The sequence below is a fragment of the uncultured Jannaschia sp. genome (assembly GCF_947494025.1).
In the GTDB taxonomy this organism is placed as follows: Bacteria; Pseudomonadota; Alphaproteobacteria; order Rhodobacterales; family Rhodobacteraceae; genus Jannaschia.
This window is the reverse complement of record NZ_CANLTQ010000004.1, coordinates 183,242-204,720: the sequence shown is the minus strand read 5'-3', so window position 1 is coordinate 204,720 and position 21,479 is coordinate 183,242. Positions and strand designations below refer to the sequence as shown.

Genomic DNA, 21,479 nt, shown 5'->3' with positions numbered 1-21,479 from the left:
AACTCCGGGAGATTGCGGAGGTTGTCTAGCGGAGGGGACGGCTGGGGGAAAGGTGCGCGGCGCCGCGGTGTTGCCCGCCTGCATCCGGCGTCAGGCGCGCGTCAGCGCCGCCGTCAGGTCGCCATAGCCGGTCCGGCGCCGCTCGAAGTCGAGCCCGAGCGCGTCCGCCGCCGCGCGGGCCCGTTCCGTCAATGCGGGATCGTCGGTCTGCGCCAGATAGACGACTTTCGCGTAATGGCCGAAGTACATCTCTCGCAGCTCCGGATGCCGGTCGAGGCCGAGGGGACGGGTGACGAAGGCGTCGAACTGCCGGGCGAGAAAATCGGTGAGGTAGAAGGCGTCGATCTCGTCGCGCGCGACGAACCGGTCGAGCCGGTCGAAGAAGGCGTAGCAATGCGGCCCGGCGATCATCTCGATCCCGCGTTCCGCGCAGAACCGGGCAAGCGCGCCGCCGGTGCCACAATCGGCATAGGCGACGAAGACGCGGTCGTAACGATCGGCGCGCGCGTCGATCGCCTCGGACAGGGTCGGGACGATGCGCTCGGGGTGGTTGTGCAGGATCGCGGGCAAGCAATGCAGGTCGATGTGGTCGAGCCCGTTCGCCGCACGGATCGCGACGATCTCGTGGGCGAGCGCGCCGCAGGCGACGACGAGGACGCGCCCGGTCCCGGCGGCGGACAGCCCGTCGCGCGTGAGGTCCGCGTCGGGGATCACGCGAGCTTCACCGCGGTACCGTAGGCCACGACCTCCGTGGCGGCATGGGTGATCGTGGAGGTTTCGAGCCGGACGGCGACGACGGCGTCCGCGTCCTGCGCCCGCGCCTCGGCGACCATGCGGTCGATCGCCTGTTCCCGTGCGCCGGCCAGAAGCGAGGCGTATTCGCGCATCTCGCCTCCAACGAGGTTGCGCAAGGCCGCGACGATGTCGGAGCCGATATGCTTCGCGCGCACGGTGGAGCCGCGCACAAAACCGATGCAATGCGCGATCTCCCGCCCCGGCACGCCGTCCGTGGTGGTGAGGATGACGCGTCTCGCCTCCTGGCCGCTCATCGGTCCATCCGGTCGTAGCGATCGTCCTCGCGGTTTGCGCGTCGCTCGGAGATCACCCGCCAGACCAGGTATGCGACCGGCAGCACCGGCAGGAGCGCGACCGAGGCCAACGGGGCCACGGCGCTGGCCTTCACGATGGCGGCCAGCCAGATCGTCGCACCCGCGGCGAGGACCACGACGACGAGAATGAGTGCGAAGCGGTCGAGCGGCATGGCGAGCAATCCTTATGGTCTTCCCCGATAATGGGAAGGCAGGGCGCCGCTGCCAATACGGATTGACAGCGTGCGTCGCTGCGTCATCAAGGCACGGGGGAGGCGGCTTGGCTTTGAAGATACTCGTGATGGGCGTGACCGCCACCGGCAAGACGACGCTCGGGATCGAGCTCGCGCAGGCTTTGCGGGGGCGGTTCGTCGACGGGGACGACCTGCACACACGTGGCAATGTCAGGAAAATGGCGCGCGGCGAGCCGTTGACGGACCGGGATCGCGCACCATGGCTCGACCACGTCGGCCGCACTCTGGCCGAACGTCGCGGGACCACGGTTATCGCATGCTCTGCCCTGAAGCGCGCCTACCGGGATCGTATCCGCGCACGGACCGGACTTGTGTCGCTCGTCCATCTCGCGGGCGATCGCGACATGCTCGAGCAGCGGCTCAAGCAGCGGACCGGTCATTACATGCCGGCCTCGTTGCTCGATTCCCAGCTCGAGACGCTGGAGCCACCTACGGCGGACGAGCGGCCGATCGTGGTTTCGGCCGACCGGCCGCCGCGGCGTCTCGTCGCCGAGGTGCTCGACCGCTTGCGCGGCCGGCGCCCCGGCTGAGGCCGTCCGCGCGTCAGGACGGCGCTTCGGACAGGACCGCGCAGGCGACGCGGCTGCCGGATTCGCCACTGGGCTGGCTTTCGTAATCGTCCTCGTTGGAATGGATGATCAGCGCCGATCCGTCGTCGTCGAGCAGATGGTCCTCGACGGAGGTCCAGTCAGAGAACGCCTCGTAGGAAAGCACTCCGTCCTCCTCGACGAACCCGTTGGGCAGGTCGCCCGGATGGGGGCCGCCTTCCACGAGACCGTGCTGCATGTCGCCCGAGACGTGGCCGCCGGCAGAGCTGAAGTCGCCCTCGCATTCGCCGGTCTCGTGCATGTGGATGCCGTGGCCGCCCGCGCCGAGTTCCGTCGCCTGGACGTTGACGCGGACAAGGCCGGAGGGGGTCTCGAAGATGGAGACGGAACCGATATTGCTACCTTCGGCATTCAACAGCTCGCCGGTGACGCGGGCGCCGGTCTCGTCCTGCGCCAGAGCAGGCGCGGCGAGCAGGAGGCAGGGCAGGGCTAGGGTCAGGGATCGCATGGGCAGGCTCCGTGTCTTTGTTGCGGTTGCCCACAAACGCGAAAACCCGGCGGAAGGATCCGCGCCGTTCTGTCGCTTTCTGGATCCGGGATGCCTGCAAACCGCGATCCCCCGCAGCGATGGTGCGTGATCCGTCATCTGCGTCGATGGTCGGCACCGGAAGCGGTGCCGATAACCGGCCCCGCCGGATCAGGCCGACATCTGGTTGTGCTTGCGGGCCATCCAGTCCTTCGCGGTCTCCACCGCGACTGCCGCGTCGCGACAATAGGCGTCGGCCCCGATGGCGCGGCCGAACTCCTCGTTCAGGGGCGCGCCGCCGACGAGGACGATGTAGTCGTCGCGGATGCCCTCGGCCTTCAGCGCGTCGATCACGACCTTCATGTAGGGCATCGTCGTCGTCAGAAGCGCCGACATGCCGAGGATGTCGGCCTCCTCGCTCTTCAGCGCGTCGAGGTATTTCTCCACCGCGTTGTTGATGCCGAGATCGACCACCTCGAACCCCGCGCCCTCCATCATCATTGATACGAGGTTCTTGCCGATGTCGTGGATGTCACCCTTGACGGTGCCGATGACCATTTTGCCCATGCGCGGCGCGCCGGTCTCGACCAGCAGCGGTTTCAGGATCGCCATGCCGCCTTTCATGGCGTTCGCGGCCAGAAGCACTTCCGGGACGAACAGAATGCCGTCGCGGAAGTCCTGGCCGACGATGGTCATGCCGCCGACCAGCGCCCTGGTCAGGATGTCGTAGGGCTCCCATCCGCGTTCGAGCAGGATGTTCACGCCCTCCTCGATCTCGTCCTTCAGACCGTCATAAAGGTCGTCGAACATCTGCTGGACGAGTTCGTCGTCGTCGAGTTCGGAAAGGATGATGTCGTCGTCGGCCATCTGGATGTGCGTCCTTGTCGTCGGCGCGTGATTCGTCGGTCTGCAACCCAGGATAACCGTCACAGCCGCGAGGTCATGGCTGCGGAACCGACATTCGCTGTCTAGCGAGCGACGCGGCGATGGACCAGCCCAACCGGGGCGAGCGCGCCGACGAGGGGCAGCAGCGGCGGGGCGCGGGAATGACCGGGACCGGGTCGGAGGCGCCGTCGGAAGCCTACGGGAGGACGAGGTCGTTGCGTGGCGTCGCGCGCCTGGGTCGGGCAACTCGAACAGGGCGAATTCTTTCACATTGTCGACGCGGAGGCCCGCCGACCCCGTCCGTATCTCGCCGATGGCCTCGGGTGCGGTTCCGGCCGCGATGCTTCCGAGAGCGCCGCCGGCGCCAGACCAGACCAGACCGAAGCCGGCGGCCGTGGACCGATCAGCGTCGGGAGCGGGGAGACCAGACAGGTCGCGACCTGTGCGGCAAAATCAGGATGCGCGTCGTCGTCGGTCGCCGCCCGCAAGCCGAACGCGAACGTTTCGGAGATCGCGAAGCGGGCCGCGATGCCTTTCGCCCGGGCGGACCGTTCGAGAGCCGCTTCTCCCGACAGGAGGCCGACGCATCCCGATCCGAACGAACAGGTTTCCATCGTCGCGCAGGCTTTCGCCGAACGTTACGAACCCAAGGTAAAGTGCGTCGAACGGGGCGGCAGGCGTGCTTCTCTCCGTTTCCGGCGTCGCGACCGATGCGAAGGCAATCGTCTGCATGCGAGCCGCCGTCCGATAACTCATACGGGGAACGTCTCTTGCGAATGTTCGCAATTTGTTCTAGTTGATGTGGCCATGACCCATGTGTCCGGCCTCCACTCCGATACGTCTGCCGTGATCCGCACCCGGGGGGCGCTCAGCAATCGGGCCGGACGATACGAACGCCATACCTACGAGGCCGATCCGGGTTCGGGCGAGGTCGCGCAGGCGACCGAGGTGCGGGAGGAGACGGTCACCCGGGTGATCTCCACGAACCGCTCGCCGGATCTGGGCTTCGACCGCTCGGTCAATCCGTATCGCGGGTGCGAGCACGGATGCGTCTACTGCTATGCGCGGCCGACACATGCCTGGCTCGGTCTGTCGCCAGGGCTCGACTTCGAGACCCGTCTGATCGCGCGGCCGAACGCGGCGGATGCCCTGCGGCAGGAGCTCGGAGCGAAGGGGTACGCGCCGAAGATGCTGGCCATCGGCACCAACACCGACCCCTACCAGCCCATAGAACGCGATCGGAAGATCATGCGGGGCCTGCTCGAGGTGTTGCGCGACCACGCTCATCCCGTCGCCATCACGACGAAGGGCACGATGGTGGAACGCGATGTCGACATCCTGTCGGAGATGGGGCCGGAGCTTGCGCGCGTCGGCCTTTCGGTGACGACGCTTGACGACAGGCTGGCCCGGAAGCTGGAACCGCGGGTGCCGGTTCCCTCGCGGCGGCTGCGAACCATCGAGCGGTTGGCCTCCGCCGGCGTGGTGGTGCGCGTGATGGTCTCGCCGGTCATTCCCGGCCTGACGGACCATGAGGTCGAGGCGATCCTGTCGGCGGCGCGCGATGCCGGGGCGGAGGCCGCGAGCATGATCCCGCTGCGCCTGCCGCTCGAGGTCGCGCCGCTCTTCGAGGAATGGCTCAGGGCGCACGCCCCGGACCGGGCTCGGAAGGTCCTGAACCGGGTGCGGGAGTTCCACGGCGGCAAGCTTTACGATGCCGGTTTCGGGACGCGGATGCGGGGCACGGGGGTGCAAGCCGACCTGCTTCAGCGCCGCTTCGACCGCGCCTGCAAGTCGCTTGGCCTGGCAAAGCGGCTGCCGTCGCTTCGAACGGATCTGTTCCGCGTGCCGGGGACGCAGATGTCGCTGTTCTGAGGCGGTGGGCGGCAGCTTCGGGGCGGCTCGCCCGGAATTCGCGTGCAGAGCGACGGATCCATCGGCTCCGCTGCGAAGGCTATCGCTTTCGACGCGGGGGGCGCGTCTCGTTATCCCGACCGCGGACGAACGAGAGCGTGGGGTTGTCGAGCCCCCGTCAAACCGGACCGATCTGCGCCATCACCTCGGAATGATCGGAACCGTGACGTCCACCGACCGTCGCCTCCGCCCGCCAGCCCGGCGGAACGAGGACGTGATCAATGGGCAGCTGCATGAATCCGCCAGCGCCGGAATAGGTCAGCCGCCAGCCCGGGATCGGCCGCGTGCCAGTCATTTCGGCGATCCGCGCGACGGTGGCGGACCAAGACGTCTGGTTGAAGTCGCCCGCGACCACGAACGGGCCGGGCAGCGTCGCGAGGATCGACCCAATGACCTCGATCTGCTCGGTCTGGCCGAACGGCCAGGGCCAGGGCAGGTGCAGCGAGACCACGGTGACTGGACCGTCCGGTGTTCGCACGATCGCCCAGGCGCCGTCGGGCATGCAGTTCGTCGACCCGATCGGGAAGCGCGAGACGATCGCCGTGCCGGTGCGCGATCGCCCCTTGCCGCAGGTGAAGCGACCCCATTCAGGCGGCAACGCTTCGATCGCGTCGTGCGCGGCATGGGCTTCCTGCAATGTCGCGATATCCACACCGATCAGCCGGTCGGAAAGATCGGCGGCCGAATTGCTGGTGAGAAGGTTATGCTGAAGTAGCCGGAACCCCGGATCGCCGACCGGCGCCGTGTCTCCGAGGATCGGGCGGATCGCCACAAGGCCGGCAGACAGGACGAGCCCCGCCAGAGCCGCCGGAACCCAAGCCCGGCGTCGGAGAAACGCGAACGCCGCGAAGGCCGCGCCGAGCAGGCCGACCGGAAGGCCGATGCCGATGGCGTCCAGGGCCGGGTGGAGCCGGGCCAGGAGAGCGGCGCCCACGATGGCTGCCGCGAGCGTCAGCGCCGGCGGACCCAGCCGGGCCACCGCGCCGGATGCAGAGAATGCGCCGGCGTCAGCTCCGGTCACGCCGTCGCCGCGTGGCGGAGCGGTCGCGGGTCGGACCCTTGCCATCGAGGCCGTCGCTCTCGGACGAGAAGCCGCCAAGCCGGGCGGACACCTCGTCGAGCGGGGGCGCCGCGCCCCTCGGTCGGGTCTCGAGCGCCTCCCGCATCTTTTCGAGATGCGCCGCCGTGGTTCCGCAGCAGCCGCCGATGATGGTCGCGCCCGCGTCCCGCGCCATGACGGCGTAATCGGCCATCAGCTCCGGCGTTCCGTTGTAGTGGATATGGCCGTCGACGTATTTGGGAATGCCGGCATTGCCCTTGGCGATGATCGGCGTATCGGACGCCGCGAACCCCATCACGGTCCGGATCAGGTCGGAGGCGCCGACGCCGCAATTCGCGCCGTAAGCCAGGGGCTTGTGGTCCAGCTTGCCGATCAGGCGCGTCATGTCGGGCGGCATCGTGCCCATCATCGTGCGTCCGGCGGTGTCGAAGCTCATGGTGACGCACCAGGGCATGTCGACGAGCGCCGCGGCCTCGGCGGCCGCCCGCAGCTCCTCGGGGGCGGAGATCGTTTCGATCCAGAGCACGTCCGCGCCGCCAGCCTTCAGCCCTTCGGCCTGTTGATGGAAGATCTCGACAGCGCTTTCGTGGCTGAGCGGACCCATCGGGGCCATGATCTCCCCCGTGGGGCCCATACTGCCGGCGACGACGACGGGGCGGCCGGCGGCATCGGCGATCTCGCGTCCGATCTCGGCGCCCATCCGCGAGAGCTCGCCCGCCCGCGCCTCGGCGCCGTGCAGCTTCAGCCGCGCGGCGTTGCCGCCGAACGTGTTGGTCAGGAAGATATCGGATCCGGCTTGGACGGCCCCGCGGTAAAGCGCGCGGACCTTGTCGGTCTCGGTCTCGTTCCAGAACTCAGGCGCGTCGCCCGACTCGAGGCCCATGTTGAAGAGCGTCGTTCCCGTCGCGCCGTCGGCCAGAAGCCAGCCGCGCGACCGGAGCAGGGAAGAAAGGGCGTCGGGCATGAATGGCTCCGGTGGCGTGGGCGGGCGGTGGGGCGAGCGGTCGGTCAGGACGTCTGTTCCCGCATGATCTGCAACTTCGCCTGCTCCATCAGCATGTCCATCTTCGCGCGGATCTCCGCCGCCGGGACCTTTTCCGCCAGATCGCCGGACACCTTGCGCATGACGTCGTCGTCGCCCGCTGTCTCGAAATCGGACCTCACGACATCCCGCGCATAGGCGGCTTTCTCCTCGCCTTCCTTGCCCAGGAGATCCGCCGCCCATTCGCCGAGCAGATGGTTGCGACGCGCCTCGACCCTGAACTGCAACTCGGCATCATGAGCGAACTTGTTCTCGAAGCCCTTCCTTCGATCGTCCATGTTGGTCATTTCGCGTCTCCCCCGAACTGGCTTTCCGTATGGATATGCGGTCAGGACGTCGCTGTCGCAAGTCGCTTCCCTTGGCAAAGGGGGGTGGAGGGCATATGTGCCGCCACGATACGCACCCACGATCCCCCGGAGAGAGCATGGCCAGGCGCAAGAAGGTCTACGAAGGCAAGGCCAAGATCCTCTACGAAGGGCCCGAGCCCGGAACGCTCGTGCAATACTTCAAGGACGACGCAACCGCGTTCAACGCGCAAAAGAAGGACGTGGTCGACGGCAAGGGCGTTCTGAACAACCGTCTGTCGGAGTTCTTCATGACCGGCCTGAACGCGATCGGCGTGCCGACGCACTTCATACGCCGGCTCAACATGCGCGAGCAGCTGATCCGGCAGGTGGAGATCATCCCGCTCGAGGTGATCGTGCGCAACGTCGCGGCCGGCTCGCTCTCGACCCGGCTCGGCATCGAGGAGGGGACGGCCCTGCCGCGCCCGATCATCGAGTTCTGCTACAAGGACGACAAGCTGGGCGACCCGCTCGTCTCCGAGGAGCACATCCTCGCCTTCGGCTGGGCCAGCCAGCAGGATCTCGACGACGTTATCGCGCTGAGCTTGCGGGTGAACGACTTTCTTTCGGGCTGCATGCTCGCGGTCGGCATCAAGCTCGTCGACTTCAAGATCGAGATCGGCCGGATTTGGGACAACGATTATCAGCGCCTGATCGTCGCCGACGAGATCAGCCCCGATTCCTGCCGCCTTTGGGACATCGAGACGGGCAAGAAGCTCGACAAGGACGTGTTCCGCCGCGATCTGGGGTCGTTATCGGACGCCTATACCGAGGTTGCGCGCCGGCTCGGCGTCCTGCCGGCCAATTCCGGGCCGGTCACGCGGCCAACGCTCATCAATTGAGGGGGCGGGCATGAAGGCGAAGGTCACGGTGATGCTGAAGGACGGCGTGCTCGATCCGCCGGGCGAGGCCGTCCGTCATGCGCTTGGCGCGATGGGCTTCGATGAGGTCGAGGGTGTGCGGCAGGGAAAGCTGATCGAGCTCGACCTCGCGAAGGGCACGACCGAGGCGGACGTGATCGCGATGTGCGAGAAGCTCCTCGCGAACACGGTGATCGAAAGCTACCGCATCGAGATGTGAGGGCGGCGGAAGCGGACCCGCGCTCTGGCTTCGGCCCGCGGATTGTGCGATTTGCGGGGCATATCCATTCGACAGGTTCGCCATGAAAGCCGCCGTTCTCGTCTTCCCCGGATCCAACTGCGACCGCGACCTCGCTGTGGCCTTTCGCGCCGCGGGCTTCGTGACCGAGATGGTCTGGCACAAGGAGACGGCGCTCCCCGAAGGGGTCGACGTCGTGGGCGTGCCCGGGGGATTCAGCTACGGCGATTACCTTCGATGCGGTGCCATCGCCGCCCGCTCGCCGATCGCGCGGGCGCTTGTCGCGCATGCCGAACGGGGGGGCTACGTGTTCGCGCCCTGCAACGGTTTCCAGATCCTCTGCGAGGCGGGGCTCCTGCCGGGCGCGCTGCTGCGCAACGCGGGTCTGAAATACATCTGCCGCACGGTGCCGCTTCGGGTGGAGGAGACCGAAAGCGCGTTCACCGCAGGCTACGCGCGCAACCAGGTGATCGACATCCCCATCGCGCATCACGACGGCAACTACACCGTGGACGACGAGACCTTGCGGCGGCTCAACGCGGAGGGGCGCATCCCCTTCCGCTACGTCGCGACGCCCAATGGCGCGAAGGACGGGATCGCGGGGGTTCTCTCGAAGAACCGCCGGGTGCTGGGGATGATGCCGCATCCGGAGCGCGCGATCGACCCGCTGCAAGGCGGTTCCGACGGTGCGGCCCTGTTCCGGGGCCTCGCGCAGGCGCTGGTTGCGGCATAAGGGCGCTGGTGCCGACGGCCTTGTGAACCACCGCCATTGAGCCACGGGCCGGTGACGTTTACACACGGTCCATGCGTTTGCATGACCTGATCCCGGGGCGGCCTGTCCATCGAGCGAGCGGCGGAGTTGTGTCCGACCGCCCCAGACCGCGTCTGTCGTGGATCGTGCGGGTCATGATCGTCAGCATGATCCTCGCCGCCGGCGTCGCGATCTGGGTCGCCAACACGCTTCTGACCGAACGGTTCGTTCAGACCACGCGGCTCCGCGCGGAACTGCGGCAGTCGCTTTATGCCGGGGCGATCCTGTCGGAACTGCAGCGCAATTCGGTGGTGCCGCTTCTGCTGGCGCGCGATCCGACCCTGATCGATGCGCTGGAGGCCGACGATTTCTCGACCTCGAGCGAGCGATTGAGTTCCTACGTAGACGAGATCGGCGCGGCCTCGATCCTGCTCATGGACATGGACGGGCGCACCGTTGCTGCGACCGACCAGGAGGAGCTGGGCAAGTTCTATTCGGATCGGCCGTTCTTCACGGACGCGGTCGCGTCGCAGGACACGGTCTTCACGCTGTCGCCGCGGTCCTCGGGGGCCTATGAGGCCAGTTTCAGCCGTACCGTGCAGGACGGCGAGGAGCAGGTTGGGGTGCTGCAGGTGCAGGTCAACCTCGCGCAGTTCGAGACCCGCTGGCGCGGCACCACCGCCGCGGTGGCCGTGACCGACGCGGCGGGCACGGTGATCCTGTCGACGGAGCCGCGCTGGCGCGGCATGCCGCTCGAGGAGGCGATCGCCGCGACCTCCGTGCCGTCGGCCCTGCAGCGGGCGCTGGCCACGACGCGCGCCTTCGGGCAACCGGCCGAGGACGGCTACAACAGTTCGGCGCTGATCCAGATGGAGACGCGGGTTCCGTTCCGCGGCTGGCGGCTGGTCAGCTTCACGAGCTACGAGAACGTCCGCGAGCGCGTGAACGGCGTGCTGGCCCTCATCATCATGGGTTTCGCGCTTCTGCTCGCGCTCGGCTTCTACCTTTTGAACCGTCGCGCGACGCTGCGTTCGATCCTGTTCCAGCGGGAATCACTCCAGCTGCGGCAACTCAACGACAGGCTCAGGCGTGAAGTGGCGGAGCGCAAGCGGGTGCAGGAGGAGCTGAAGGAGACCGAACTGAGCCTCGCGCAATCCTCCAAGCTCGCGGCTCTGGGTGAGATGTCGGCCGCGGTCAGCCACGAGCTGAACCAGCCGCTCGCGGCGATGAAGACCTATCTGGCCGGCGCACGGCTTCTTCTCGAGCGGCGGCGCTCCGACGAGGCGCTGTCGAGCTTCCAGCGCATCGACGACCTGATCGACCGGATGGGCGCGATCACGCGGCAGCTGAAATCCTACGCCCGCAAGGGCGGCGAGGCGTTCGAGCCGGTGGACATGCGCGATGTGATCTCCTCCGCGTTGTCCCTGATGGAGCCGCAGCTGCGTCAGGACAAGGTTCAGCTGAGCCAGATCGTGCCCGACGGGCCCGTCATGGTGACGGCCGATCGGCTGCGTCTCGAACAGGTCGTCATCAACCTCGTTCGCAACGCGCTCGACGCGATGAATGGAACGGACGACCGGGAGCTGGACATCCTGCTGTCGGAAGGCGAGGAGGTCGTGCTTGCCGTGCGCGACACGGGGCACGGCCTGCAGGATCCCGAGAAGCTCTTCGAGCCGTTCTACACGACCAAGAAGCCGGGAGAAGGCGTGGGCCTCGGGCTCGCCATCTCCTCAGGAATCGTGAATGACATGGGTGGGCGACTGACAGCCCGGAACGCCATGAAGGGCGGGGCCGTCTTCGAGGTCCGCCTGCCCGTCATGCAGAAGGCCCTCGATGCAGCCGAGTAGGGAGACGATGGTGGAACAGACTCGTATCGCGATTGTCGACGACGAAACGGACATGCGGCAATCGATCAGCCAATGGCTGGCCCTGTCGGGCTTCGCGACCGAGACGTTCGGAAGCGCGGAGGATGCGTTGAAGAAGATCACCCCGGACTATCCGGGCGTGATCATCTCCGACATCCGGATGCCCGGTATGGACGGCATGACCTTTCTGAAGCGGTTGATGAGCGCCGATTCGTCGCTGCCCGTCATCATGATCACCGGCCACGGCGACGTGCCGATGGCGGTCGAGGCGATGCAGCTCGGCGCCTACGACTTCATGGAGAAGCCGTTCAATCCCGATCGCCTGACGGATCTGGCCCGCCGGGCGAGCCAGGCCCGCAAGCTCACGCTCGACAATCGCGCGCTGCGTCGGGAGCTTTCGGACGGCACCGTGCTGATGCGCAAGCTGATCGGCACGAGCACGGCGATGGAGCGGCTGCGCGAGGACATCCTCGACCTCGGGCAGGCCGACACGCATGTTCTGATCGACGGCGAGACGGGCACCGGCAAGACGCTGGTGGCGCACGCCTTGCACGCAGTGGGTCCGCGCGCCGGCAAGACCTTCGCGATGACCTCCTGCGCCGCGCTCGGCGAGGAAGAGCTCGGCGCGAAACTCTTTGGCCCGGTGACGGAGGGCGGCCTGCCGCTCGTCGAGGAGGCGCGGGGCGGGACGCTCGTGCTCGAGGATATCGAGGCGCTGCCGCTGCCGCTGCAGGCACGGTTGCTGACGTTCATCAACGAGCAGGGTACGCCTGCGGAGACGCGGATCGTGGCGATCTACAACGGCTCCGATCCGGAACGGACGCTGGAGGATTCGCTTCGACCTGACCTGTTCTTCCGCCTGGCGGCGATGAAGCTGGTGCTGCCGCCGCTCCGGAACCGGGGTGAGGATGTGCTGACGCTCTTCACGCATTTCGCCGAGAGCTTCGGCGAGGAATACGGCGCCGCCCCGCCGCAGCTTTCCGCGCAGGAGGCCGCCCAGCTCCTGCAGGCACCGTGGCCGGGCAACGTCCGCCAGCTCATCAACCTCGCGGAGCGCGCCGTCCTGCAGCAGCGGCGCGGTACCGGCTCGATATCCTCGCTCTTGATGTCGGACACGCAGGAGCAGGGCGAGACGGCGCAGGTCACGACAGAGGGCAAGCCGCTCAAGGAATATGTCGAGGCGTTCGAGCGGATGCTGATCGACAACACCATGCGGCGGCACCGCGGCTCTATCGCCAGCGTTATGGAGGAGTTGAGCCTGCCGCGGCGCACGTTGAACGAGAAGATGGCGAAATACGGGTTGAGCCGGTCGAACTACCTCTAGGTCAAGCCGACGATCGGACATGACCGCAGGGCATTGTCTTCCGCCTGCTTTTGTCACAGACAGGTGACACGGTCGTGCCGTCGGAAGGTCGGCGGTCGGGACCGGTCGAGATTCTTTCCCGTAGATCGACGGCGTCGCCACGTGACCCGCGCTGCGGGTAAAGTTTGCGGGACGGCCGTGCGCCGCCCGAAATGATGCCCGGCCGGAGTTGTCGGGCAAGGAACGGACCCTCCCGGCCGCGTGTCGCGGTCACCGGACAGGGTTGGAATGAGAGCCGCGATGACGCAACACATGACAGCGGAAGAGGGAATGCGGCCGGACCGCGCCCCGATGCTGCCGGCTGCGCACGCCCAGTCAAGTCGACGCAGGCAGGCGCCCCCTGGGGCCCGTAGCCCGTGTCGCGGAAAGTCACATGGCGAAGAAAATGCTGATAGACGCCACCCATCCGGAAGAGACCCGGGTCGTGGTGGCGGATGGAAACCGGATCGAGGAATTTGACTTCGAGAGCCTGAACAGGCGGCAGCTTGCAGGCAATATCTATCTGGCGAAGGTGACGCGCGTCGAGCCGTCGTTACAGGCCGCGTTCATCGATTACGGCGGGAACCGGCACGGTTTCCTCGCATTCTCGGAGATCCACCCGGACTACTACCAGATCCCCAAGGCGGATCGCGACGCGATCCTCGCCGAGGAACGCGCGATGGCGCAGGCGGAGGAAGCGGAGGACGACGCGTCCCGTGGCCAGACGGCTGCCCGTTCCGTCGATGCGTCCGAGGACGATGCCGACGAGGATCAGGATTCGGACGAGGCCACCGGCGAGGAGGACACGCAGAAGCCCAAGAAGCGCTCTCGCTCCCGCTCGCGCTCGCGGTCCCGCAAGAAGGTCGAGGCTGCCGATGACGCGAATGGCGCCGACGCTGTTCCGACCTTGGAGAAGGAGCCGTCCGCCGAGGTCGAGATCCAGAAGCGCCAGAGCGAAAGTTCCGGCGTGACTGTCGGTATGCCTGCCGAGATTTCCGAGGCCGCCACCGAAGGCAGGGAGGTTGAAGCGTCGGACGATGCGGACACCGACGGAAACGACAGCGACGAGGACGGTCCGAACAGGACCATCGCCGAGAGCGCCGGGCTTGAGGACGAGCAGGTGACCGACGACGGCTCGGGCGCTGGCGAGCCTGAAGACGACCCACGGCCTGAACCGAAAGCGCGCGAAGCGCAGACGGAGCCCGCCGGAATGGAGACCCTCGACCTCGGTGAGGACGAAATTGCGGAGGAGCCCCCTGCGCCGACCGGCCGCGCGCGCGGCCGGAACAGGCCCAAAGAGCCTTCGGACAAGGATTCCGGCGTGGAGACCGTGGCCGACGACGACGCGCCGGAGGATCTCCAGCCGCCGCGTCCGCCGCGCGCCCGGATGCGGAAATACAAGATCCAGGAGGTCATCAAGGTCCGCCAGATCATGCTGGTGCAGGTCGTCAAGGAGGAGCGCGGCAACAAGGGCGCGGCGCTCACGACCTATCTGAGCCTCGCCGGGCGCTATTGCGTGCTGATGCCGAACACGGCGCGGGGCGGCGGCATCTCCCGCAAGATCACCAATGCGGCCGACCGCAAGAAGCTCAAGGAAATCGCCTCCGAGATCGACGTGCCGCAGGGCGCGGGCCTGATCGTGCGGACGGCGGGGGCCAAGCGGACCAAGACCGAGATCAAGCGGGACTACGAATACCTCCAGCGGCAATGGGAGCAGGTGCGCGAGCTGACGCTCAAGTCCATCGCCCCCGCGCCGATCTACGAGGAGGGCAACCTGATCCACCGTTCGATCCGCGACCTTTATTCGCGCGATATCGACGAGGTCATCGTGGAGGGCGAGGCCGGCTATCGCGAGGCCCGCGCCTACATGAAACTGATCATGCCGTCGCACGCCAAGAACGTGAAGGCGCATGTCGGCGACGGCCAGCCGCTCTTCGCGAAGTACGGCGTGGAAAGCTACCTCGCCAGCATGTTCAACCCGACCGTGCAGCTGAAGTCGGGCGGCTACATCGTCATCGGCATCACGGAGGCGCTGGTCGCGATCGACGTCAACTCGGGCAAGTCCACCAAGGAGGGCTCGATCGAGGACACCGCGGTCAAGACCAACCTTGAGGCGGCCGACGAGGTGGCGCGGCAGATGCGCCTGCGCGACCTGGCCGGACTGATCGTGATCGACTTCATCGACATGGACGAGCGCAAGAACAACGCCGCCGTCGAGAAGCGCCTGAAGGACGCGCTCAAGAACGACCGTGCCCGGATCCAGGTGGGCCGCATTTCCGGCTTCGGCCTGCTCGAGATGTCGCGGCAGCGGCTGCGGCCCGGCATGCTGGAAGCGACGACGCAGGCCTGCCCGCATTGCCACGGCACGGGGATGATCCGCTCGGACGATTCGGTCGCGCTGTCGATCCTGCGCGCCGTCGAGGAGGAGGGCGTCAAGACGCGGACCCGCGAGGTCCTGCTCAAGGTGCCGGTCGATATCAGCAACTACCTGATGAACGAGAAGCGCGAACACCTCGCGGGGATCGAGACGCGCTACGACATGGCCGTCCGGGTCGTCGCGGACCCGACGCTCGTGGCGCCGGACTTCGCGATGGAGAAGTTCAAGACCGCCACGCGGGTCGTTCCGAAGGTCTCGAACGTCGTGGGCACGGACACGTCCTGGACGCCGGAGGAGGACGACGACGATGTCGTCGAGGCCGACGCGGAGGTCGAAGCCGAAGCGGAGGAGGACGAGGCTCCGCAGGAGGATACGACTCCGGACGAGGCGCAGGACGAGGCGCAGGAGGAGACCCGCGCCGAAGCCCAGAACGGCGAACGTCCGGACGGGGAGGATGCGCCAAAAAAGAAGCGCCGCCGCCGGTCGCGCCGCAAGAAGTCCGGCCAGACCGACGATCGGTCCGGTGCGGAAAACGATGAGGCGAAGGCTGCGGGACCTGAGGCGGACGCACCCGGGGAAACCGGTGCCGCGGAAACGGCGACGGATGCACCGGAGGCCGGGCAGGCCACGTCCGACGAGGCGCCCAAGTCCCGGTCCCGCTCGCGAAGCCGCTCGCGCTCCCGAAAGGCGACGCAGCCGGACGCTGTGAATGACGGAGACGCTCCGGCAGCCAACGTCGAGCCTTCGACGGACGGCGGACGCCCCGACGACGCACCCACCGCCGATGCGGTCACGATGACGGAAGCGGAAGCGCCCGAAGGCGCGGCGGGGGATATTCCCGAGTCGACGCCGTCCAAGCCGAAATCCCGCGCGCGTGCCAAGGCCCCGGCGCCGACGAACCCGGTGGCCGAGGTCGCGGAAGCGATCGACGCGATCGCACCGGAGCCGCAACCCGACGCGGACGTGCCGGCCGAGCCTTCGGCGGACGCGCAGGTCGAGACGCCGGCCAAGGCGGTCCCCGCGCCGGACGAAGCCAGCGCGGACGAGCCGGAGGCCGAAGCCCTGCCCGAAGCGGAGGCGACGCCCGCGCCCGATACCGGAGATGCCGCGAGCGAGCCTTCGGCGGAGGTGCAGGCCGAAGAGCCGGCTAAGCCGAAGCGGCGCGGCTGGTGGTCCTTCGGTGGCTGACCGCCGTTGACACGATCCCGAAGGGCGCCCGGCGGGCGCCCTTCTTCGTTGTGGATGGCGCATTGACGTCGGTCCTCCCGGTATCGCATCTGGCCCGAACCCTGAAGGAGGCGCCGATGCCCGCAACCAAGGTCTCGATCAGGTCGCAGGTCGACCCGTTCATCGTCATGGACGTCATGGAGCAGGCCCGGCGGGCCGAGCTCGCCGGGCGCGATATCGTTCACATGGAGGTGGGGCAGCCGGGAACGCCGGCCCCCGCCATTGCGCGACAGGCGTTGGCGCGCGAGATGGAGGCGGGCGCGCTCGGCTACACCGTGGCGCTCGGCCTGCCCGCGCTGCGTGCCCGGATCGCGCGGCTCTACCGGGACTGGTACGGCCTCGAACTCGATCCCGAACGCGTCGTCGTGACCGCCGGATCCTCGGCCGCGTTCCTTCTTGCCTTCACCGCGCTCTTCGATGCCGGCGACCGGGTCGGGCTCGGCCTGCCCGGCTATCCGTCCTACCGGCAAATCCTGCGGGCGCTGAGCCTCGAGGCCGTGGGGATCGAGACGCAGGCCGCGAACCGCTACCAGCCCGTCGCGAAGGAGCTTCCCGCCGACCTCGCTGGCCTCATCGTCGCTTCCCCCGCGAACCCAACCGGCACGATGCTCGACCGCAACGCGATGTCCGCGCTGATCGAGGCCGCGCAGGCGAACGGCACGGCCTTCGTCTCCGACGAGATCTACCACGGTATCCAGTATGGTGGTCGGGCGGTTAGCGCGCTGGAAGTGTCCGACGACGTTTACGTCATCAACTCGTTCAGCAAATACTTCAGCATGACCGGTTGGCGCATCGGCTGGATGGTGGTGCCCGAGGCGCATCTGCGGACGGTGGAGCGTCTGGCGCAGAACATGTTCATCTGCGCCCCCCATGCGAGCCAGATCGCCGCGCTGCATGCGATGGATGCCGAGGCAGAGCTCGGCGCGAATCTCGCCGTCTACGCGCGCAACCGCCAGTTGATGCTCGACGGCCTGCCCGCGGCCGGGTTCGACCGGATCGCCCCGCCCGACGGGGCCTTCTACGTCTATGCCGATGTCGGGCACCTGACGGATGACAGCCTGAGCCTCGCCGCGGAAATCCTGGACAAGGCAGGTGTCGCCGTCACGCCCGGCCTCGACTTCGACCCGGGGCGTGGCGCGGGCACCCTGCGCTTCAGCTATGCCCGGGCAACGGCCGACATCGAGGCGGGACTGACGCGGCTCGCGGCCTTCATGGCCGATCGCTAGGCGGCGCGAACCAGCGCCCGATCCTCACGACGACGTGATCGTCGGTGCCCCCTTGCGACGGGCGGGAGACCGCTTCGCCGCCCCGGGTCGCTTTGACGGAACATCGTGCCGGGCGTATAGCGGGAGCGACCCTGAATGGGCGGGACAGGCACATGAACACGACGGCGACGAAGGCGACGGGACGCGTGGGGCGGACCGTCTGGCGGGCGATTCAGGGCGCGTTCCTGTTCGTCCTGTCGATGATCGGGGGCGTGTTCTCCGCCATCACGCTCGGCATCATCGCGGCGGCGATCATGATCGGCGGCGTGCTCTGGATGTACGGGCGCGACCTGCCGAGCTACGAACAGCTCGCCCAATACACGCCGCCGACGATCAGCCGCATCTATTCCGGCGAAGGCCGCCTGATGGACGAGTTCGCCCGCGAGCGCCGTCTCTTCGCGCCCGCCGAGGAGATTCCGCCGCTGGTGAAGCAGGCCTTCATCTCGGCGGAGGACAAGAACTTCTACCGCCATGCCGGCTACGACCCGATGGGCATGGTCGCCGCCGCTGTCGACGCGGCGCAAGGCGGCCGCCTGCGCGGCGCCTCCACGATCACGCAGCAGGTAATGAAGAACTTCCTTCTTTCCTCGGACCGCTCCGCCGAGCGCAAGGTGAAGGAGATCATCCTCGCCTCGCGCATCGAGGAGACGCTGGGCAAGGAGGACATCCTCGAGCTTTATCTCAATGAGATTTTCCTCGGGCAGAACTCCTACGGCGTGGCCGCGGCCGCGCAGACCTATTTCAATAAGACGCTGGCCGACCTCACGCTGGAGGAGGCGGCCTACCTCGCGATCCTGCCCAAGGCGCCGTCGGATTACCACCCGGTCCGGCAGGCCGAGCGCGCGATCGAGCGGCGCAATTACGTCCTGCGCGAGATGTTCCAGAACGGCCACATCACCCGCGCGGAGATGGAGGAAGCGACGGCGAAACCCCTTCTCACCGTGCAATCGGGCCATTTCGCGCCGTTCCGCGCCGCGCTTCCGCCGCGCGACTACTTTACCGATGAAATCCGACGGCAGCTGACCTCCGATTTCGGCGAGGAGGAGTTCTTCACCCAGGGCTTCACCGTCCGCGCCACGATCGACGCGGAGATGCAGGCCGTCGCCGCCCGTGCCCTGCGCCGCGCCTTGGAGCAATACGACCGAAGCCGCGGCATCTGGCGCGGCACCGGCAAGACGATTCCGGTCGAAGCGCTCGACAGCGAGGATGCGTGGCGCAATGCGCTGTCGAAGGCCGACGTGGCCCGCGACATCGACCTGGGAGGCGAATGGTATCCGGCGGTCGTCCTGTCGGTCGGCGAGCAGTCTCTCGGCCTCGGCGTGGACGCGGTGGAGGGGACGGTCGACGTGCCCCGCGAGGACATCCAGTGGATGCGCGGGGACTTCTTCGACAATTTCGAGCCGGGCGAGGTCGTGCATGTCCGCCGGGGCGGTGACGGGGCCGAAGGCTGGTCCCTGCGGCAGGTGCCGGAGGTCGAGGGCGGCTTCATGGCGATGGACGTCAATACCGGCCGCGTCCTCGCGATGCAGGGGGGCTTCAGCTACCAGCATTCGGTGTTCAATCGCACCACCCAGGCAACGCGGCAGCCCGGCTCCAGCTTCAAGCCCTTCGTCTACGCCGCCGCGCTCGACTCGGGCTATCAGCCCAATACGATTGTTCTGGACGCGCCGATCGAGATCGAGTCCGGCGGCCAGATCTGGCGCCCGAAGAACGCGTCGAACCGCTATTACGGACCGGCCCCGCTCAGGACGGGCATCGAGCGGTCGCGTAACCTGATGACCGTGCGTCTGGCGCAGGACGTGGGCATGGACATCGTCGCGGGCTATGCCGAACGGTTCGGCGTCTACGACAGGATGAGCGAGCTTCTGGCGAATTCGCTCGGCTCGCAGGAGACGACGCTCTACCAGATGGTCGCCGCCTACGCGATGTTCGCGAACGGGGGCGAGCGGGTGGAGCCGACGCTCGTGGACCGCATCCAGAACCGCTACGGCGGCACGGTCTATCGCCACGATCAGCGTGATTGCGCCGATTGCGAGCGTTTCGCCGACCTCGAGCCGGGTCTCGGGCCGCGGATCGTCTCGAACCGTGAGCGGGTGATGGACGCGATCACCGCGTATCAGCTCACTTCGATGATGCGCGGCGTGGTCGAACGCGGCACCGCATCCCGCACGGTGAACCTCCCCGTGCCGATCGCCGGCAAGACCGGCACCACGAACGACGCGAAGGACGTCTGGTTCGTGGGCTTCTCCTCCACGATCGTCGCCGGCTGCTACATCGGCTACGACCAGCCGCGTACGCTCGGGGGCAGCGCGAGCGGCGGCGGTATCTGCGGACCCGTCTTCAACGAGTTCATGCAGGAGGCCATCGAGAAATACGGCGGCGGTCCGTTCGAAGTGCCGCCAGGCGGCTATTTCGCCAAGATCGACCGCACGACCGGCGCGCGATTGCCGGCTTCGGCGAGCGGGGACAACGTGGTGTCCGAGTATTTCCGGGAGGGCGAGGACGCGTTCGCCGGGCTTTACGGCAGCACGGTCATCGACGGCGGCTTCGCGATGGCGGGCGATCTGCCGCTCTTCGCGGAGGGGGAGGGCGACGACGAGGGTGCGCCCCCCTCCCGCGAGGTCGAGACCTCGACCGGACGACGCGTCACCGTACCGGGTCGCGCGACCTTCGGGACGCTCAGTTCGGGCGGGCTCTACTGACCCCCCGCCTTGCCCGGGCGCGGGGCAGGGGTTAGGTCACCCGTCGATCGCTGAATCCGGAGGCCAGTCGTGCGCGCAGAAGTCCAGAACAACGTCGAGGCGATCGGCAAGTCCGTCGCGCTCCTGAAGCGTCGCCTCGGCTGGGAGACGGCATCGCACCGCCTCGAGGAATTCAATGCGATGATCGAGGATCCGACCCTCTGGGACGATCCCGAGCGCGCGCAGAAGCTGATGCGGGACCGTCAGGGCCTGATCGACGCGATCGAGGGGATCGAAGCGCTGGAGCGCGATACGGCCGACAATCTCGAGATGATCGAGCTGGGCGAGATGGAGGAGGATGCCGAGGTCGTCTCCGAAGCCGAGGCGGCCATTGCGGCGTTGGTGAAGGTCGCCGCTGCGAAGGAGCTCGAGGCCCTGCTCGACGGCGAGGCGGACGGCAATGACACGTTTCTGGAGATCAACTCGGGCGCGGGCGGCACCGAGAGCTGCGACTGGGCGGCGATGCTCGCGCGGATGTACACCCGTTGGGCCGAGAAGCGCGGCTATGACGTGGAGCTGCAATCGATAAGCTACGGCGAGGAAGCGGGTATAAAGTCCGCCGCCTACAAGATCAGCGGCAAGAACGCCTATGGCTGGCTCAAGTCCGAAAGCGGCGTCCACCGCCTGGTGCGGATCAGCCCCTACGATTCGAGCGCCCGACGGCATACCAGCTTCAGTTCGGTCTGGGTCTATCCCGTCGTGGACGACAACATCGAGATCGAGGTCGCCCCGAACGACATTCGTATCGACACCTACCGCTCGTCCGGTGCGGGCGGGCAGCATGTCAACACGACGGATTCCGCCGTGCGCATCACCCATATCCCGACCGGGATCGTGGTGACATCCTCGGAAAAGTCGCAGCATCAGAATCGCGACATCGCGATGAAGGCGTTGAAGTCGCGGCTTTACCAGATGGAGCTCGACCGGCGGAATGCGGAAATCAACGCGGCGCACGAGGCCAAGGGCGATGCCGGCTGGGGCAACCAGATCCGGTCCTACGTGCTGCAGCCCTATCAGATGGTGAAGGACCTGCGGACCGGGTTCGAGACGTCGGACACGCAGGGCATTCTCGATGGCGCGCTCGACGGCGTCATGGCAAGCGTGCTGGCCTCCGACGCGTCCGGCAAGAGCCGTGCGGACGCGTCGATGGAGTAA

Annotated in this window: 19 protein-coding genes; 11 read left to right on the top strand and 8 right to left on the bottom strand. The window is 67.3% G+C overall.

Features of this window, described 5'->3' with window-relative positions:
* Positions 1-90: 90 nt before the first annotated feature.
* Genes Q1B08_RS08975 through Q1B08_RS08965 form a run of 3 tightly spaced genes read right to left on the bottom strand, consistent with a single transcriptional unit; the run spans position 91 to position 1,261 of the window.
* A complete protein-coding gene (locus tag Q1B08_RS08975) occupies positions 91-714 on the bottom strand; it encodes a DUF1638 domain-containing protein (protein ID WP_299817287.1) in 624 nt (207 codons plus the stop codon).
* Complete coding sequence (locus Q1B08_RS08970; RefSeq protein WP_299817285.1) at positions 711-1,049, bottom strand: YbjQ family protein; 339 nt, start codon at positions 1,047-1,049, stop codon at positions 711-713. Before Q1B08_RS08970 ends, Q1B08_RS08975 begins: the two co-directional genes overlap by 4 nt.
* Positions 1,046-1,261 carry a hypothetical protein gene (locus Q1B08_RS08965; protein ID WP_299817283.1) on the bottom strand — a complete coding sequence of 72 codons (216 nt, stop codon included), beginning with the start codon at positions 1,259-1,261 and terminating at the stop codon, positions 1,046-1,048. The genes Q1B08_RS08970 and Q1B08_RS08965 overlap by 4 nt, the downstream gene beginning before the upstream one ends.
* 107 nt (positions 1,262-1,368) lie before the next feature.
* Between Q1B08_RS08965 and Q1B08_RS08960 the strand changes: the two genes are divergently transcribed.
* Positions 1,369-1,872, top strand: a complete 504-nt coding sequence (locus Q1B08_RS08960; RefSeq protein WP_299817281.1) for a gluconokinase — start codon at positions 1,369-1,371, stop codon at positions 1,870-1,872.
* 13 nt (positions 1,873-1,885) lie between these two features.
* Here Q1B08_RS08960 and Q1B08_RS08955 read toward each other — a convergent pair whose 3' ends face one another.
* Both Q1B08_RS08955 and Q1B08_RS08950 read right to left on the bottom strand, forming a co-directional pair.
* The gene (locus Q1B08_RS08955) at positions 1,886-2,398 is read right to left on the bottom strand and encodes a superoxide dismutase family protein (protein ID WP_299817279.1); all 513 of its coding nucleotides are present in this window, start codon (positions 2,396-2,398) and stop codon (positions 1,886-1,888) included.
* A gap of 189 nt (positions 2,399-2,587) precedes the next feature.
* Positions 2,588-3,283, bottom strand: a complete 696-nt coding sequence (locus tag Q1B08_RS08950) for a B12-binding domain-containing protein (RefSeq protein ID WP_299817277.1) — start codon at positions 3,281-3,283, stop codon at positions 2,588-2,590.
* Positions 3,284-4,108: 825 nt separating this feature from the next.
* On the opposite strand from Q1B08_RS08950, the gene Q1B08_RS08945 reads away from it, so the two are divergent.
* The gene (locus tag Q1B08_RS08945; protein ID WP_299817275.1) at positions 4,109-5,173 is read left to right on the top strand and encodes a PA0069 family radical SAM protein; all 1,065 of its coding nucleotides are present in this window, start codon (positions 4,109-4,111) and stop codon (positions 5,171-5,173) included.
* Positions 5,174-5,330: 157 nt separating this feature from the next.
* On the opposite strand, the gene Q1B08_RS08940 is transcribed toward Q1B08_RS08945, so the two are convergent.
* Genes Q1B08_RS08940 through Q1B08_RS08930 form a run of 3 tightly spaced genes read right to left on the bottom strand, consistent with a single transcriptional unit; the run spans position 5,331 to position 7,601 of the window.
* Complete coding sequence (locus tag Q1B08_RS08940) at positions 5,331-6,233, bottom strand: endonuclease/exonuclease/phosphatase family protein (protein ID WP_299817273.1); 903 nt, start codon at positions 6,231-6,233, stop codon at positions 5,331-5,333.
* Positions 6,220-7,236: a betaine--homocysteine S-methyltransferase gene (gene bmt / locus Q1B08_RS08935; protein WP_299817271.1), complete on the bottom strand. Its 1,017-nt coding sequence runs from the start codon at positions 7,234-7,236 to the stop codon at positions 6,220-6,222. Before bmt ends, Q1B08_RS08940 begins: the two co-directional genes overlap by 14 nt.
* Before the next feature lie 44 nt (positions 7,237-7,280).
* Positions 7,281-7,601 carry a DUF1476 domain-containing protein gene (locus tag Q1B08_RS08930; protein WP_299817269.1) on the bottom strand — a complete coding sequence of 107 codons (321 nt, stop codon included), beginning with the start codon at positions 7,599-7,601 and terminating at the stop codon, positions 7,281-7,283.
* Positions 7,602-7,738: 137 nt separating this feature from the next.
* Here Q1B08_RS08930 and purC point away from each other — a divergent pair, with 137 nt between their 5' ends.
* From purC to prfB, 9 genes are all read left to right on the top strand, one after another.
* Positions 7,739-8,500, top strand: coding sequence for a phosphoribosylaminoimidazolesuccinocarboxamide synthase (gene purC / locus Q1B08_RS08925; protein WP_299817267.1), 762 nt, complete (start codon positions 7,739-7,741; stop codon positions 8,498-8,500).
* Positions 8,501-8,510: 10 nt separating this feature from the next.
* Positions 8,511-8,738: a phosphoribosylformylglycinamidine synthase subunit PurS gene (gene purS / locus Q1B08_RS08920; protein ID WP_299817265.1), complete on the top strand. Its 228-nt coding sequence runs from the start codon at positions 8,511-8,513 to the stop codon at positions 8,736-8,738.
* Positions 8,739-8,820: 82 nt separating this feature from the next.
* A complete protein-coding gene (purQ, locus tag Q1B08_RS08915; RefSeq protein ID WP_299817263.1) occupies positions 8,821-9,489 on the top strand; it encodes a phosphoribosylformylglycinamidine synthase subunit PurQ in 669 nt (222 codons plus the stop codon).
* Positions 9,490-9,662: 173 nt separating this feature from the next.
* A complete protein-coding gene (locus tag Q1B08_RS08910) occupies positions 9,663-11,354 on the top strand; it encodes an ATP-binding protein (protein WP_299817261.1) in 1,692 nt (563 codons plus the stop codon).
* A 7-nt stretch (positions 11,355-11,361) separates the two neighbouring features.
* Positions 11,362-12,696, top strand: a complete 1,335-nt coding sequence (locus Q1B08_RS08905) for a sigma-54 dependent transcriptional regulator (RefSeq protein WP_299817370.1) — start codon at positions 11,362-11,364, stop codon at positions 12,694-12,696.
* A 412-nt stretch (positions 12,697-13,108) separates the two neighbouring features.
* Complete coding sequence (locus tag Q1B08_RS08900) at positions 13,109-16,279, top strand: Rne/Rng family ribonuclease (RefSeq protein WP_299817260.1); 3,171 nt, start codon at positions 13,109-13,111, stop codon at positions 16,277-16,279.
* Between the two features lie 116 nt (positions 16,280-16,395).
* Entirely contained in the window at positions 16,396-17,544 is a 1,149-nt protein-coding gene (locus Q1B08_RS08895; RefSeq protein ID WP_299817258.1) for an aminotransferase class I/II-fold pyridoxal phosphate-dependent enzyme, read from the top strand.
* A 239-nt stretch (positions 17,545-17,783) separates the two neighbouring features.
* Positions 17,784-20,285, top strand: a complete 2,502-nt coding sequence (locus Q1B08_RS08890) for a PBP1A family penicillin-binding protein (RefSeq protein ID WP_299817368.1) — start codon at positions 17,784-17,786, stop codon at positions 20,283-20,285.
* Positions 20,286-20,354: 69 nt separating this feature from the next.
* Positions 20,355-21,479 carry a peptide chain release factor 2 gene (prfB, locus tag Q1B08_RS08885; protein ID WP_299817256.1) on the top strand — a complete coding sequence of 375 codons (1,125 nt, stop codon included), beginning with the start codon at positions 20,355-20,357 and terminating at the stop codon, positions 21,477-21,479.